Origin of the sequence: Stenotrophomonas sp. VV52 (genome assembly GCF_002893095.1) — a bacterium.
Taxonomy (GTDB): Bacteria; Pseudomonadota; Gammaproteobacteria; order Xanthomonadales; family Xanthomonadaceae; genus Stenotrophomonas; species Stenotrophomonas aracearum.
Genome location: NZ_PKQQ01000016.1, coordinates 54,244 through 69,783 on the forward strand (window position 1 = coordinate 54,244; position 15,540 = coordinate 69,783).

Here is a 15,540-nt window from a genome sequence, read left to right on the forward strand (position 1 = left end):
GCCTCAGGGCTTGCCGAACCCATGCTTGGCCAGGATCGCCTGGCCCTGTGCCGAACGCACGAAGGTGGTGAAGCGCTTGGCTTCAACCGGTTGCGCACTGGCCTTGGTCACCGCCAACGGATAGGCAATGCGCCCCGCCACCGGCACCGCGAAGGCACGGCGCACCCGATCAGGCATCGCCTGCGCATCGGTGGCATAGACGAAGCCGGCATCCACTTCACCGCGCGCCACGTAGTCCAGCGACTGGCGAACGTTCTGCGTGGTGATGGTCTTGCCCTGCACCGACGGCCACAGGCCCGCCGCTTCCAGCGCGCCCTTGGCATAGCGGCCGACCGGCACGCTGTCCGGGTTGCCCAGTGCGATGCGCTGCACACCGGCACCGGCCAGGTCCTTCAAGGTACGCGGCGCAGCCTTGGCCTGCGGCGGCACCACCACCCACAGCGCGTTCACCGCGAACACCTCGCGGGTGCCGGCCGCCAGCAGGTCCTGCTGCTGGGCCTGGTCCATCGTGGTTTCATCGGCCGACGCGAACACATCCACCGGCGCGCCGCGGCTGATCTGCTGCAGCAGCACGCCGGACGCGGCGAAGTTGAAATCGACCTTGGTTCCCGGGTGTGCCTTCTCATAGGCGGTGCCCAGTTCGCGGAAGCTCTCGGTCAAGCTCGATGCCGCCGACACCGTCAGGTCGGCCGCCAAGGCCGGCACCGTGGCCAGCAGTCCCAGCAACAACAGTCCAACTCGTTTCATCATTGGTTTCCCCGTTTGGTTGGGTTTAGATCGGTTTCACCGCCTATCCTTGGCATCGCAGGCGCTACATAGCTGGCCCGCCCAGAGCTAGGTAGAGGGTGCACGACGGTGCGGACCTCGTTGGCGCAGGCTGTCTCGTACATCCACATCGAATTGAAGCTGCAGCGAGATGTCATCATCCAGCGCAATGCCAAAACCCAGACCATCACGACAGGGCAAACGTAATGCCAAGGACTGAACCGCTTCGCGAGGAAGCATCAACCGGCAGTACTCGCTCCCCTCCAGAAGCACCGCCTGTTGCCCTGCATGCAGTGATAGCACCATGCCCCAGCCGCGATCGCCGCCGAACCGCGTCAGGTTCTCCACCGATTCGCCGGCCAGCAACTGCGCTAGCTCCTCTTCATCAACGCGCAGACGAACTGCCTGCCGCTGTAGCTGGACTTTCATGATGCAATGAACTCGAGCTCGGTTGAGGTGTTGCAGTTGAGTAGCTGGTCGTATTCGCTATCCGCCAGTGGCAGCTCGATTGCGCCCAAGCGTTCTCGCAGGGCGTGTAGCGAGCGGTGCGCCGCCGGATTCTCGATCAATTCCCGCAACACATGCCGGCAATGGTCATCAATCTGCAACCGCATCGGCAGGGGTTCTTCCGCAAACAGCACACAGGCAGCCGAAGGCGCATCACGTAACCGTTGTAGTAACGCCGGGGTCACATTGGGCGTATCCACCGGAAGCACCAGAGCGGCAGCGTCCGGCATGCACATGGCCACACTGTAGAGCCCGCCCAACGGGCCGCAGCGTGCCACGCGATCAGGAATGCCACCGAAGGCCGGGTAGTTGCCACTCACCCATACCCTTTCCGCACCTGCCTGTCGCAGCAGGCCACGCATGTGCTCTAGCAGGGTTCGCCCGTGCCACGGTAGCAGCGCCTTGTCACGGCCCATCCGGCTGGAAAGACCACCGGCCAGCACGATGCCGTCAGTGGGAATGTTCGTGATCGTGTGCACATTCATGGGCATTGTCATGAGCTTGCGTGGGTTCGTTATCCGCATGGCAGAGACTGCAGCCTTCGGTCCACTCGCTGTCGCCGTCCTCGTAATGCTCCTGCTTCCAGATCGGGCACTGGTGCTTGACCACCTCGATCAACTGCCGGCAGGCCCGGAATGCCTCGTCTCGATGCGGGCTGCCGGCGGCCACCACCACCGCCACATCGCCAATGCCCAACCGGCCCTTGGCGTGGGCCACATACAGCTTCAGCTTCGGACCGAACGTCGCCTCGACCTCTGCCGCCAGGCGCTTGAACTCGTTCAGCACCAAAGGTTCGAACAGGTCGTACGTGATCCCGGTCACCGGCCGGCCGATGTTGACGTCGCGCACCTTGCCGATGAACACGTCGATGCCGCCGAAGCCCGGATCAGATACCGCCGCGATGCCTTCGGCCGGATCGATCGCCGCCTGCGCGCGGTCCACCACCGTCGCGATGATCTTCTCGCTCATCGCTCAGCCCCCGCTCACTGGTGGCAGGATCGCCACGCGGCCATCGTCGGGCAGCGCCTCGTGGTCGCGCAGCACGCGTTGCTGGTCGGCAAACGCCGAGTAGTCCAGCAGGCCCGCGCGGAAACCCGGCCAACGCACCGGCAGCAGCTCGCGCAGCGCCTGGCGCAGATCGGCCACGGTGCCACCGGCCACATCGACGGCGATTTCGCGGCTGGCATCCAGATCGGAAAACGCACCGAACAACTGCAGATTCACCTGTTTCATCATGACTCCTGGCTCACCAGCTGCACCGGTTCGTGGTGACCCCAGCCCTGCACGCGCACGAAGGTGCCAGCGCTGGCCAGGTCTCCCTCGGCCTCCAGCACCACCCAGGCGTTGGCCTGCAGCATGGACATCAAACGGAACGACTCCTGCCCGGACAGTACGCGCGCACTCAGGCGCCCCTGCCCGTCCATTTCCACCCGCGCCCGCGCGTGGAAGCGCAGACCGGGCGGCTTGCGCACGTCGGCCTGCAGCGGCAGCCGCAACACCGGTTCCGGTGCAAGCCCCAGCAGGCGGCGCAGTACCGGCTCGACGAAGAAGCGCTGGCCCACGGCAGCCGAAACCGGGTTGCCGGGCAGGCCGAAGTACAGCGCGCCATTGGGCAACACCGCGAACAACAACGGCTTGCCGGGGCGGATCGCCACCTTATGGAAGACGATGCGCGCACCACGGCCACGCAGCGCATCGGGAACGAAGTCGTAGCGGCCGGCCGACACCGCGCCGGTACTGATCAGCAGCTGCGCGCCAGCGGCCAGCGCTTCATCCAGCACCGCATTGAACGCGGCCACGTCGTCGCCCACCGTGCCCTGCCAGACCACCTCGGCACCGGCCGCCTGCAGGCGGCCCACCAGGTAGGGGCGATTGCTGTCACGGATCTGGCCCGATTCCAGCGCCTGCGCCGCCTCGGTCACCAGTTCCTTGCCGGTGGCGATCACCGCCGCCCTCGGCCGCGCCACCACCGCCACCTCACCCACGCCCAGGGCGTGCAGCAGGGTGCGGGCATTGATATCCAGCACCTGGCCGGCGCACAGCACGCGCTCACCCTCGCGCACGTCCTGGCCGCGCAGGCGCACGTTCTGGCCCGGCTTCACCGTCGCGGTCAGCGCGATGCGGGTCGGGCGGCCGTCCTCGCTGGCGAGGATCTCCACGTTCTCGACCGGCACCACCGTATCCAGGCCAACCGGCATGCGCGCTCCGGTCATGATTTCCCAGGCACCCTCGCCGCCTTCGGCGCCGGCATCGCCGGCTGCCTGCCAGCCCTGCACCGCGAATTCGGTACCGGCCTCGAACGTCGCGCCGTTGGCGCGCAGCGCAAAGCCGTCCATCGCCGAATTGTCGAACGGCGGCAACGACTGCCCGCTGTGGATGTCACTGGCCAGGGTACGGCCGCCGGCTTCATGCAGCGGCACGCGCTCGGCCGGCAGCGGCGTGGCCGCGTCCAGCAGGTGCTGCAAGGCTTCGCAATAGGGAATCATGAGTGGCCATCCCCCTCGACCATCGCCAGGGCGTGGCCCAGTACCGGCGCCAGGATATCCAGGCACTGCGCCGCCGCCTTCGGGCTGCCGGGCAGCGCGAACACCAGCATGTTGCCCAGCTGCACCACCTCGGCGCGGCTCAGCCAGGCCATCGGCGTGTGCTGTGCACTCAGCGCGCGCACCATCTGCGCCAGGCCATGTACCGGCCGCGCGTTCAGGGAACGGAGCGCCTCCGGGGTCAGGTCACGCGGGCCCAGTCCGGTACCACCGGTACACAGGCACAGGCGCACGCCCTCGGCGGCCAAGGCCTGCAGGCGACCCGCCAATGGCTCGATGCCATCGGGCAACACCTCAGCGGCCACCACCTCGCCGCCCAGCTTTTTCAGGCCGGTCACCAGGGTCGGGCCAGAGATATCCTCATAGGTGCCGTCGCTGGCGCGATCGCTCAGCGTGATCACCGCGCAGGCCGCGCCCTCCAGGCCCTTCGGCGCACGCGGCTTGAAACGCGTGCGCTCGGCATCGTCCATGCCGTCGGGGTGCAGCCAGACACCGCGCTTGCCGCCTTCCTTGAACAGCAGGCGGATACCTTCGATGCGCAGGGCCGGTTCCACCGGCTTGCTCAGGTCGTACAGGGTAAGCAGCGCCGCGTTGACGCCGGCCAGTGCCTCCATCTCCACGCCGGTGCGCGCCTCGCTGGCGCACTCGCACCACACGCGGATCGCCTGCCGTTCCGGTACCGGCGCGCAGAACACCTGCACCAGTTCCAGCGGCAGCGGGTGGCACAGTGGCATCAGCATCGAGGCCATCTTGGCGCCCTGCAGGCCGGCAATCTCGGCCATCACCAGCGCATCGCCCTTGGGCAGGCGGCGCTCGACGATCAGCGGATAGGCCACTGGACCGGCATGCAGCTCGCCCACCGCCACCGCACGTCGGCGGGTGATGCGCTTGTCGCGGACATCGGCCATATGGAAGGCCGCATTCAATTCCCCACTCATCGTGTTGCTCATCCTCCGATGGAGGCCAGGTGCGGGGTCAGCCCGGTCTGGCCCTGGTGCAGTCCATGCCCGGCCGCTTTCAGGCCAAGCTGCGTGGTAATGCGTGCCAGCAGCGCGTCATGGTCATCGTCGCTCTGCAGCAGCGGGCGCAGCGGCACGCCGAACTCGCCGAACAGGCACAGCCGCAGGTCACCCTTGGCGGTCACCCGCAGGCGGTTGCAGCCCTTGCAGAAGTCACGCGAATACGGGGCGATGATGCCCACCGTGCCGCGATGGTCCGGGTGGCTGTACTCACGCGCCGGGCCGGCATCGGCGGCGCGCGGCCGTTCGTGCCAGCCAGCCGCCAGCAGCTGCTCGATCACCACGTCGGCGCGCAGGTGGTGGCGCTGGAAATAGGCTTCGTTGTCGCCGGTGCGCATCAGTTCGATGAAGCGCACGCTGAAGGGGCGGTCACGCAGGTAGTCCATCCACTGCGGCAGCTCGTCGTCGTTCAGGCCACGCAGCAGCACCGCATTGAGCTTGATCGCCGGCAGGCCCAGCGCCTGCGCCAGGGCCAGGCCCTGTTCGATCTCCGGCAGGCGGTCATGCCCGGTGATGGTCTTGAAACGTTCGCGCTGCAGGCTGTCCATGCTCACGTTCAGCGCGGTCAGGCCGGCGCGGTGCCAGCCCGGCAGGCGCCGCGGTAGCAACGTGCCATTGGTGGTGATGGCCACCTTGCGGATGCCCGGCACCGCCGCCACGGTGGCGATGATCTCATCCAGGTCCTTGCGCAGGCTGGGCTCGCCGCCGGTCAGGCGGATCTTGCTCATGCCCAGCGCGGCAAACGCACGCACCAGGCGCGCGATTTCTTCCACCTGCAGGAAGCGCGGGCGGCCATCGGCCTGGTAGCCGTCGGGCAGGCAGTAGCTGCAACGGAAGTTGCAGGCTTCGGTCAACGAAAGGCGCAGGTACGGAAAGCTGCGTCCGAAACCGTCGGTGAGTTGGCGGGGATGATCTGCCAGTGCGCCCTCACCTACCGGCTCTGGCGCCCGAATGAGCTCGGCTGACATTCTTAGTCCTCCCTACGACATGCCGGCGCAATCACTGTGAAATGACCACCCTGACCGGGATCGACTTCGCCGCGGGGGTACCACTGATGCGATCGAAGTAATCCAGAGGTAGCAGTGGATTGAGTTCAGGGTAGTAGCCCGCAATCGCGCCACGCGGCATCGGATAGTCAAGCACAGTCAACCCATCGACCCGCCGGCAGACGCCATCACTGGAGATCGTCTCGAGGCTCACCTGTTCCTCCTTCCCAATCCCTCGTGCTACTCGATCTTCCAGGTTCATGAAGAGGATCATTCGATCGTTATACACACCGCGATAGCGATCGTTGTAGCTGTAGATTGTCGTGTTGTACTGGTCATGGGAGCGAACCGTGGCCAGCCGAAGCATAGTGGGATCCTCGACCAGGTCGTTCACTTCAAGACCCGGCAACACCAGAATATTGGCCTTCCCGTTAGGTGTCGGCCACTCACGGCGGCGCGGCGGAATGTCCAAGTGGAAGCCACGCGGCGCCTGGATCCGTTCATTGAAGTCTGCGTAGATGCTGGGATAGACCGCCGCGATCAGCTCACGAACATGGTTGTAATCGTGCATGCAAGCTGCCCAGTCGACCTTGCTGTCCGGCAGTGTTGCCATTGCCATGCGGCACACGATCTCAACTTCCGGAAGAACATGTTCACTCACAGGCTCCAGTACTCCACGGGATGCGGTGACATTCGACATGGCATCCTCAATGGTGACAAACTGCTCACCCAGCGGGGTATGGATCCACTCCGAGCGCGCCACCACCGGTAGGATCAGCGCCTCCTTGCCATGCACTAGGTGGCCACGGTTGAGTTTGGTGGCGATGCCAACCGTAAGCTCAAGACCACGCATTGCCCTGTAGGCAATTTCGGTATCAGGAACAGCATGGATGAAGTTCCCGCCCATGCCGATGAAGACCTTGGCGGTTCCAGCCAGCATCGCCTCAATAGACTCAACCACATGGTGCCCATGTTCGCGCGGCGGTTCGAACCCGAACACGTCGCGAACTTGGTCCAGGTAGCGTTGCGTCGGCTTCTCATCAATGCCGACGGTACGGTCGCCTTGCACGTTGGAATGGCCGCGAATAGGAGCAATGCCCGCCCCGGGCTTTCCGAAGTTGCCGCGCAGCATCAGCAGATTGGCAACCTGCTGCAAAAGGCGAGATCCTTGCTGGTGCTGGGTCAGGCCCATGCCATAGCAGATAATGGTCGCACGGGAACGGATGTAGATCTCTGCACAACGCAGAATCTGCTCCTTCTTGATCCCGGACACTTGGACGATCTGGCTCCACTCCAGGGACATCACTTCTTCACGCAATGCCTCCAGCCCGACGGTGTGCTCGGTCAGGAATTCGTGATCGAGAACAGACTCGCCGGCCGCTTCCCGCTCGAACATAGCCTTCATGATGCCCTTGATCAGGGCCAGGTCACCGCCGATGCGAATGTGTACAAATTCACTGGAAATCTCGGTGGAGCCAAACGTGGCCATCTGCACGACGTCCTGGGGCTCGGCAAAGCGAATCAGCGCACGTTCCGGCATAGGATTGACCGCGACAATTGGAGCATTACGCTTCCGCGCCTCCACCAAGTTGGACATCATTCGTGGTGAGTTGGTGCCTGTGTTCTGGCCGATGACGAAGATGGCCTCAGCATGCTCAAAGTCATCGAGCACGATAGTGCCCTTGCCGACACCAATTGCCGGCGGCAACCCCCGGCTGGTCGGCTCGTGGCACATGTTCGAGCAGTCCGGGAAGTTGTTGGTTCCGAACTCGCGCACGAAGATCGAGTACAGGAACGCGGCTTCGTTCGGCGTCCTCCCCGAGGTGTAGAACTCAGCCTCATGCGGGCTGGACAGGGCCTGCAGGTGTCGCCCGATCAGCGCGAAGGCCTCATCCCAGCTACAAGGAACGTAATGGTCGGATACCGGGTCATATCGCATCGGCTCGGTCAATCGACCCTGCATCTCCAGCCAATAGTCGGACTGCGCCATCAGCTCCTGGACAGTGTGCTCCGCGAAGAACTCACGCGTGGCGCGATGCTTGGTTGCCTCCCATGCCAAGGCCTTCGCACCGTTTTCGCAGAACTCCAGCTTCTTGGTGTGATCTGCATCCGGGAAAGCGCAACTGGGGCACTTGAATCCCCCAGGCTGATTCATCGACAAAAGCGCTTTAGATCCCTTGGCAATGACGCTCTGCTGCATCAGAACCTTGGCGGTTGCACCGGCGGCACCCCAACCACCGGCAGGATGGTCGTAGGCTTTGTAACGGGGGATCTTCTGCTCTGACATGACAGGCACTCGCAGCATGCAATTGGGAGTGGGAAAAGTTAAGCACGCGACGGCCTCCCCTTCCACGGACAGTATGTCCACCCTGCCCAGACAAGACGTCCGGCGTACACGCCGGGGATCGAATCGAGGCACTGGTGTCCGATACGAGTGCCTCAACGGACCCGAAGCGCTCATCCTGGCCCTCACCACGAACAGGTCTTCACGCCACCCGCCATCGATTGTAACTATCTAATTTATCGGGCGTTTTCTAGCTACAGGCACATGTAGCGGACAGGCGGGCCACAGCCCCTCGAACAGAATGTCGGATCAACTCAGCCAAACTGTCCATCTGCGAACATTTGTAAATTTTGACCGCAGCGGGGTGTACGCCTTGGGATACTCTCCGCACTGTCAAACCACTAAGAAGTCCCCGACCCGAGGGACCCTGCACGCCCAGATCATCGTTACCGGCTTCCCTCCCCGCCAGGCCTCATCTCCATGCAAGCGCCCAGCCCAGTACCTGCCAACGAGCCCTGCGGCATCGCATATCGAAGAACCCTTCGGTGGCGTGGTGGCGAGCGCGGCTCAATCATGGACAGCGTTGCCGAAGAAGTGCCTGTCGCGATGCTCTACAACGACAGTCCTTTCTCGGTGATGATGGCCAGCCCAACGGATCTGGAAGACTTTGCGCTGGGCTTTTCCATGACGGAGGGAACAATTTCTGATCCCTCCCAACTTCTCCGGATTGAAGTGAGGCCATCGCTGGAAGGCATTGAGCTGGCGATGGAAGTCACAGATAGTGCGCCCATCGTGTCAATGCCCAACGACGCCACCCGCAACCTACCCGGGCGTAGCGGTTGCGGGCTATGTGGAGCTAGTCGACTGGAGCAAGTGCTCAGAATGCCTTTGCCAATCGACCGACCCACCACCTACTCCGCCTTGGCGCTACGCGTAGCACTGTCCTCGCTAAAAGGGCTACAGCCAATGAACGAGGCTGCCGGCTCAACCCACGCAGCAGCATGGGTTCTCCCGGACGGAGCTATCGAAGTGGTACGCGAAGACGTGGGCAGGCACAACGCACTAGATAAGCTCATTGGTGCAATGAGGCGCTCATCGACTTCAACCAACGAAGGTCTCGTGCTTCTATCTAGCCGTGCTAGCTACGAAATGGTGAGTAAGGCCGCCTATGCAGGCATGGCGATCGTTGCAGCGGTATCGGCACCCACAGCCTTAGCCATAGATCTCGCAAAGGCCGCAGGGATCTGTCTTGTCGGTTTCGCGCGCTCGGATGGCTTCAACATCTATTCACACCCCCAGCGCCTACTCGATTTGGAAGCTGCACACCTAGCAGCCGTATGACGCCAGATGACGCCTGCCGTGCAATGAGCAAGGATCTCCGCCGATGAAATTGCTAGGCACCATCGGAACTTGAGCCGCTAGCCACCACCCACCCCCTATTGGGATCGTTATGGACGCCCTCCTCCTTTCCCGAATTCAGTTCGGCTTTCTCATCAGCTTCCATGTGCTCTTCCCTGCCTTCACCATTGGCTTGGCCAGTTGGCTTGGTTTCGTGGAATGGCGCTGGCTTCGAACCCGCAACCCGGTGTGGCGGGATCTGTTCTTCTTCTGGCAGAAGATCTTTGCCGTGTCCTTCGGCATGGGCGTGGTAAGCGGTATCGTCATGGCGTTCCAGTTCGGCACAAACTGGCCTCGTTTGAGCCAGATCGCCGGAACCGTAATCGGCCCCCTACTGACTTACGAGGTCCTGACAGCCTTCTTCCTGGAGGCAAGTTTCCTCGGAGTGATGATGTTCGGCTGGGGGCGAGTATCACCACGCCTGCACTTCTTTTCCACATGCATGGTCGCACTTGGAACGCTCTTTTCAACGTTCTGGATTCTTGCCTCCAACAGCTGGTTGCATACGCCTGCGGGCTACGAAATGATCAACGGAGTGGTCCATCCGGTTGACTGGTTCGAGGTTGTGTTCAATCCATCGTTCCCCTATCGACTGGCCCATATGGCAATAGGGTCATTCATAACAACCTGCTTCGTGGTGGGTGGTGTTGGCGCCTGGTACCTGCGGCGTAAGGAGCACGTCGAAGCCGGCCGCAAGATGCTTGGGGCGGCTGTGATATTTGCGGCCATTACCGTTCCTGTTCAGATTTTCGTGGGTGACATGCATGGTCTGAACACCCTCAAGCACCAGCCGATGAAGATCGCAGCGGTAGAGGCTCACTGGCATCAGGGCCAAGAAGGTGAAGGAGTTCCGCTGGTCGTCTTCGCTGTACCAAATGAGAAGGAAGAGCGGAACGATCTTGAGATCGCGATTCCGCGTGTTGGCAGCCTCATCCTGACTCACTCCATGGATGGAACCTTCGCACCGCTGACATCCGTACCGGCGAGCGAACGACCTCCGGTCACGCCTGTGTTCTTCGCATTCCGGATCATGGTTGGGATAGGCACCCTCATGCTACTGCTCGCCTGGCTTTCTGCTTTCACCCTGGCCCGCCGTAAGCTGTTCGATTCCGGGGCCCTGCTGCGCGCTTGGAACTGGATGCTTCCAAGTGGGTTCGTTGCTTTGGTGGCCGGCTGGTTTGTCACCGAGATGGGGCGCCAGCCTTGGATTGTCTATGGCGTTTTGCGAACGGCTGATGCCGTGGGACCGCAAACGGCCTGGATGACAGCGATCTCACTCGCGGTCTATGTCGCTGGATATGCGTTCGTATTTGGTTGGGGCATCTGGTATCTGGTCAAGATCCTCCGACATGGCCCACATGCCCAAGACGGAAGTCCGTCGCTAGAGGGTGGTGATCGCACACCTGCACGGCCTATCTCGGCCGCTGATCAATCTCTCTGAGGAACGCTGACATGGACTCGATGACCTGGTTGCCCATCGCCTGGTTCGCCGTCATCAGCTTCGGCGTCCTGATGTACGTCGTCCTCGACGGCTTCGTACTCGGTATTGGCATTCTCGCGCCCTTTGCCGAGGATGAAGAGCAGCTCGATGTGATGATGAACACCGCTGCCCCAATATGGGATGGCAACGAAACCTGGCTGGTGCTCGGCGGAGCCGGATTGCTAGCAGCGTTTCCAACAGCCTATGCAGCGCTTCTTTCGGCCCTGTACCTTCCAGTACTTCTGCTGCTTGTATCATTGGTTTTCCGGGGGGTCGCCTTTGAGTTCAGGTTCAAAGCCCATCGCTCCAAGAGGCTTTGGAGCGTGGCTTTCGGCCTTGGCTCGCTTCTGGCCGCGTTCTCTCAAGGAGTGATTCTTGGCACGGTGGTGCAAGGCGTGCCAATGACTGGTGACACCTACGCTGGCGGGCCATTCCTATGGTTCAGCCCCTTTGCCATGCTTACCGGAGCAGCCTTGGTTGCCGGCTACGCCTTGCTTGGAGGCACCTGGCTAATCTTGAAGACCGAGGGGCGAACCCACGCACTTGCCAGGCGCCTGACCCGCCCCCTGGTGGTCGCCGTGATCGTGGCCATGGGGCTCGTGAGCAGCTGGCTGCCGTTCCTTGATCTGCGACTAATGACTCGCTGGTTCAGTGACGGGAATTTCTGGTGGCTGTCCCCCGTCCCCCTTCTTACGCTCGCCGTGGCAGTGGCGCTGTGGCGCGCGGAGAAACGCCCCACTCATGATCTTGCCCCTTTCCTACTGAGCCTGTCGTTGTTTGTCCTGGGTTACCTAGGCCTCGTACTCGGCATGTGGCCGTACCTGCTCCCCCCGGCATTGACGATCTGGGATGCAGCAGCGCCAGTGTCGTCGCTTGGCTTCAGCCTGGTCGGCTTGGCGGTCATGCTTCCTGTCATCCTGGGCTACACCGCCTGGTCATACCGCGTTTTCCGCGGCAAGGTGAGTGCGAGCACGAGCTATCATTGAGCGTGATATGCCGCCCATTCGCCTGAAGTGGAGAATGGGCTCAACTAAAGCCCGGAAAGGGCGAGTGGGTTCGGTGGCGGCCGACTCATGAACTGAATGTCACTGGACTATCTTCAGCTAAGCCGAAGGTCAAATGCCACCGCCTCTGGCCCTCGACTTGACTCAATCAGTTAGCCAATACGCCCGGCCTCCCAGAATCGTGTATCGCCCTAAGACACACAGGATGTGATGAGTGGGGCCTTCAGCCGACCCTGAATCGTATGCCTTCGGATCGAACTGACTTGAAGGAAAGTCGATGATTCACGGTGAGGTGGTAGAAGAACGCCTCACACCAACGAAGTCGCCTAGAAAGAAGGACTACATCATGTTTGGGGCCGCTACGAGATAGCCACCTGACAAGAGTGAGTGGGTCCCTTCCCGACAGCATGGGGCTAAGTAGCTCAACAGTAGAGCCTCTGGCCAACGTGCAAACCCACGGCCGTACGGATCTTAACCATAGGTGGAAGCCCTCCCGCTCAAGCCTACGCCTTTCAGCAAGCTCCGCTCTGAGCTGACGCCGGCGAACTTGGCGGGCTATCTCCAAGTGTGGCGAGTACTCCCCCTTGCCATGATAGGCAACCTTCAGGACGTAGCCCCGGGCCCTGGTAGGAATCGGTGAGTACGAAGCTCGAACACGCGCAAAGAAGTACCCCGCGAAAACGGCAGTTGCGACGAGAACAACATGAAGTTCGCTCGGGGCGATACGGTATCCACTCGCGGTGAAGAACTGGACGCAAACAAGTCCATCACAACCCGTAGGAATCAACGTTCGATACAACGTCGTCCCGGGAACATACAAGAGAAAAATGAAGCCATAGGCGCACCATTTCCAGCAATGAACTCGCTGATCCAGCACCGGCTCCCAACTGAGCTCTCTTTTGGGGCGGCGCAGAACGTAAGCGCCAATGAAGAGCAGCGAAGGAACGCCCAATAGCAGCAGCAGGTCGATGATCTTCTGAATTGAGTACATGGCAGGGTACTTAGAACGTCGCTCCGGAGCTCCTGGGCAAACGGGATGCCATCGACTGGATTCGTGGCCGGGACGACCCGCCAGGAGTCTGGACAGGGCTGTATCGGCCGCGCGACATGGAACTTGAACCACTGATTCGTCCATGCTCAATGGCCTACTCGCGCTCCTCGGCATAGCACGGCTCCCCAAAGAACCTAGAACACCGCTGGAGGAAGCGACGGGACTTTCACTCACAACTCCAGCGCAGCCACGGACAGCAGTGTGGCGATATCTGAAGATCAGATAGACGCGGACTCGCCTCGCTGCTATGCTGGTGAGCTAGGCGAGCGATCTGAGAGACAAGTGGCCTATGTTGTCACCCAACCGACCCTCATTTCGCATTGGCCAGAGTTGGACGATTTCGTTCGTTCAATCGGCCCGTTCTTAGCCTGCGCCTGGTGCGCACTGGAGCGCTCAAGGACCGTAAGCGGGCCTGTTGCCGCCGAGGGCTTGGCCTCAGCCGCACTCGATACGCTTGCCTCACTTCGCGTACTGCAGCGCATTCCCATCGCAGCCCCCAATTCCGGGGCGAGGTCCTTGTATGAGCCTCTGGCATGGACCTATCAGGCCGCTTGGTCACGTCAGGACGTGAGTCTGGAGGCCAGGTTGACCAGTACGCTTACCCGATGGGCTGCCGAATGCCCGTCCACTGCCAAACGGACCTTGGGAACCTCGCTCGCAGAGAGCGAAGCCCGTGCATACCTGGCCAACCTGCTACGCAAGTATCGGCTATCTCCCACGCTGGGCAATGGCCTGAGATCGACCCAGCTCCCGGAGTGGAATGCACTGAGCTTGGGACGCAAGAGGTATGTACTGTGGGCCGGCATGCGCAACGTTGCGTCGGAGTTCCTGAAAGCTGATCTGGACGAGGAGGCCGCCCGTCGGGTACTTGATCGAGAGATCAGCAGGAGATGCACTTGGCTCGTTAGCCGAGTTCAATCGGGAGCACTTGGCCCGACTGACTTTTGCTTCGTGCCAGGCCATGGCTGGCGTCAGCCGTTGATCTTGGACGTGGCAATGGAGACGTTTATCCCTCTGGGCAGACAGTACTGGCTGCAGCCAAGTAGCGACTGGAGGCTTTAGCGGATACTCTCCGCGCCGCGTCCACTAGTGGGCGCGCGACCCAGCGAATCCGGTGTCAGCGGTCGACTAGATCGCGTAGGTATCGGTGGCGCCAATAGCCAGGGCTGGCCTTGAACGACTGATGAGCTCGCCACGCGTTTGATCTGGAAGGGCAACTACGAGCGCAGTCCCTGTGCCCATTGCTGCAGGAAATCCTCCTGGACAGCGGTCTCGATGGCACCCGGCCTGACACGTCGCACCGAGCCAATGGCAGCCTGCGCTGTTCGCTCAGCCCCTGACTGCAGTAGAAGCATCGCTGCGACAGTGCCGGCTCGCCCCAGCCCACCCTTGCAGTGGACCACAATGCGCAGGCCCGAATGCAAACTCCGAACGAGCATTGACCCCAGTACTGGCCATCGTTCGAGCAACCTCTGGTCAGGTGCTGCGCCATCCGTGATTGGAAGGCCATGCCATGAGATGCCCTGCCCTTCAACCACTTGAGGCAAGCACTCGATCCGCAACTCACTGAACTCCCACGGCTCGAGTAGCGTGATCAGGTGGCTGGCTCCCCAACACTGAATCACAGAGACATCCACATCGATGTCTCTCGCCCATGCCCCCGTCATCGCAACTTCTTGGTACTTACCTGGCGCGAAGGTCACACCAATTGCCCCTCCCCTTTCGCCAACCGGGAGTTCCGCGATAGCTAAAGGGTGGGTCAAACTTGTTCGAATCATGTCGGATCTCCTGAACGACAGCCCATTCCTATGCAGCAACCGGCGCTGCTGGCTGGAAGAGCTGCACCCGCCAACCCACTCACTAAGCACACCAACTACAACGGAACAACCAATCGTTCCTTCAGCATCTCAAGGGCCACTTCCAGGCCGGCGTCATCCGCGTCATATGGAGCGCCGAACAAAGAGACCTCAATCCAATAGCGCTCCTGCCCCGGATGGATGTAGTCCGCGTGATCGTCCAGCAACAGCGCTGCACCCAGGATCGGAGACACATACCGGAGGTCCTTCGTTGCCCCTCCCCAGAATGTATATGGCAACTCAGCGAACCAGCCTGGCGCGCTCCCTTCCTCGACCAGCAGCCGCGAAATCCTGCGGAAAGCTGCCTCAGGGACCGTGGTGTAGATGACCAGATGCTCGAAGAGTTCATGAGCGACCTCAAGGAACTGATAAAGCCCTGGGCGTGGAATCTGGCTGACAGCATTTGAGATCAGCGTCCCCTCGAGATCGAGAGCAAGGATGGTCGGTCGCATTGAGCGCTAGGATCCTCATCAGCAGTTGGACACTTGGATCTGGAGCGTTCCGCGCTGCGCTTGGTCATCGGACGCAGTTGCGGAACGCCAATGAGTCAGATATCTGAGAACTTCTCGGCTTGCTTAAGCTGATTCTCCAGAGACTGGATCTTTTCCCTATAGTTGGGGTTCTACCCCGATATCACGGACGGTTCT

At 61.6% G+C, this 15,540-nt stretch carries 14 protein-coding genes; 3 read left to right on the plus strand and 11 right to left on the minus strand.

Annotation, left to right across the window (positions count from 1 at the left end):
• Positions 1-3 precede the first annotated feature (3 nt).
• The 9 genes from modA to C2U58_RS18820 form a co-directional block, all read right to left on the minus strand.
• Entirely contained in the window at positions 4-747 is a 744-nt protein-coding gene (modA, locus tag C2U58_RS18780; protein ID WP_026070511.1) for a molybdate ABC transporter substrate-binding protein, read from the minus strand.
• Positions 748-834: 87 nt separating this feature from the next.
• Entirely contained in the window at positions 835-1,194 is a 360-nt protein-coding gene (locus C2U58_RS18785) for a hypothetical protein (protein ID WP_017354491.1), read from the minus strand.
• Positions 1,191-1,757 (minus strand): molybdenum cofactor guanylyltransferase, encoded by a 567-nt coding sequence (locus tag C2U58_RS18790; RefSeq protein WP_026070512.1) that lies wholly within the window; start codon positions 1,755-1,757, stop codon positions 1,191-1,193. Before C2U58_RS18790 ends, C2U58_RS18785 begins: the two co-directional genes overlap by 4 nt.
• Positions 1,723-2,241, minus strand: coding sequence for a molybdenum cofactor biosynthesis protein MoaE (locus C2U58_RS18795; protein WP_017354493.1), 519 nt, complete (start codon positions 2,239-2,241; stop codon positions 1,723-1,725). Before C2U58_RS18795 ends, C2U58_RS18790 begins: the two co-directional genes overlap by 35 nt.
• Positions 2,242-2,244: 3 nt before the next feature.
• Positions 2,245-2,505 carry a MoaD/ThiS family protein gene (locus tag C2U58_RS18800; protein WP_017354494.1) on the minus strand — a complete coding sequence of 87 codons (261 nt, stop codon included), beginning with the start codon at positions 2,503-2,505 and terminating at the stop codon, positions 2,245-2,247.
• Positions 2,505-3,758, minus strand: a complete 1,254-nt coding sequence (gene glp / locus C2U58_RS18805; RefSeq protein WP_017354495.1) for a gephyrin-like molybdotransferase Glp — start codon at positions 3,756-3,758, stop codon at positions 2,505-2,507. The genes C2U58_RS18800 and glp overlap by 1 nt, the downstream gene beginning before the upstream one ends.
• Positions 3,755-4,753: a bifunctional molybdenum cofactor biosynthesis protein MoaC/MoaB gene (gene moaCB, locus C2U58_RS18810; protein WP_026070513.1), complete on the minus strand. Its 999-nt coding sequence runs from the start codon at positions 4,751-4,753 to the stop codon at positions 3,755-3,757. The genes glp and moaCB overlap by 4 nt, the downstream gene beginning before the upstream one ends.
• 8 nt (positions 4,754-4,761) lie before the next feature.
• Positions 4,762-5,802, minus strand: coding sequence for a GTP 3',8-cyclase MoaA (gene moaA, locus C2U58_RS18815; RefSeq protein ID WP_017354497.1), 1,041 nt, complete (start codon positions 5,800-5,802; stop codon positions 4,762-4,764).
• Positions 5,803-5,833: 31 nt separating this feature from the next.
• A complete protein-coding gene (locus tag C2U58_RS18820) occupies positions 5,834-8,107 on the minus strand; it encodes an FdhF/YdeP family oxidoreductase (protein WP_026070515.1) in 2,274 nt (757 codons plus the stop codon).
• 477 nt (positions 8,108-8,584) lie between these two features.
• Here C2U58_RS18820 and fdhD point away from each other — a divergent pair, with 477 nt between their 5' ends.
• The 3 genes from fdhD (at position 8,585) to cydB (ending at position 11,968) form a co-directional block, all read left to right on the plus strand.
• Positions 8,585-9,445 carry a formate dehydrogenase accessory sulfurtransferase FdhD gene (fdhD, locus tag C2U58_RS18825; RefSeq protein ID WP_026070516.1) on the plus strand — a complete coding sequence of 287 codons (861 nt, stop codon included), beginning with the start codon at positions 8,585-8,587 and terminating at the stop codon, positions 9,443-9,445.
• A 109-nt stretch (positions 9,446-9,554) separates the two neighbouring features.
• Positions 9,555-10,943, plus strand: coding sequence for a cytochrome ubiquinol oxidase subunit I (locus C2U58_RS18830; protein ID WP_017354500.1), 1,389 nt, complete (start codon positions 9,555-9,557; stop codon positions 10,941-10,943).
• Between the two features lie 11 nt (positions 10,944-10,954).
• On the plus strand, positions 10,955-11,968 hold the full coding sequence (gene cydB / locus C2U58_RS18835) for a cytochrome d ubiquinol oxidase subunit II (RefSeq protein WP_017354501.1): 1,014 nt from the start codon (positions 10,955-10,957) through the stop codon (positions 11,966-11,968).
• Between the two features lie 2,286 nt (positions 11,969-14,254).
• Here the strand turns inward: cydB and C2U58_RS18840 are convergent.
• Entirely contained in the window at positions 14,255-14,815 is a 561-nt protein-coding gene (locus C2U58_RS18840) for a cyclin-dependent kinase inhibitor 3 family protein (protein ID WP_026070517.1), read from the minus strand.
• 95 nt (positions 14,816-14,910) lie between these two features.
• A complete protein-coding gene (locus C2U58_RS18845; RefSeq protein WP_017354503.1) occupies positions 14,911-15,345 on the minus strand; it encodes an NIF family HAD-type phosphatase in 435 nt (144 codons plus the stop codon).
• Between the last annotated feature and the right edge of the window lie 195 nt (positions 15,346-15,540).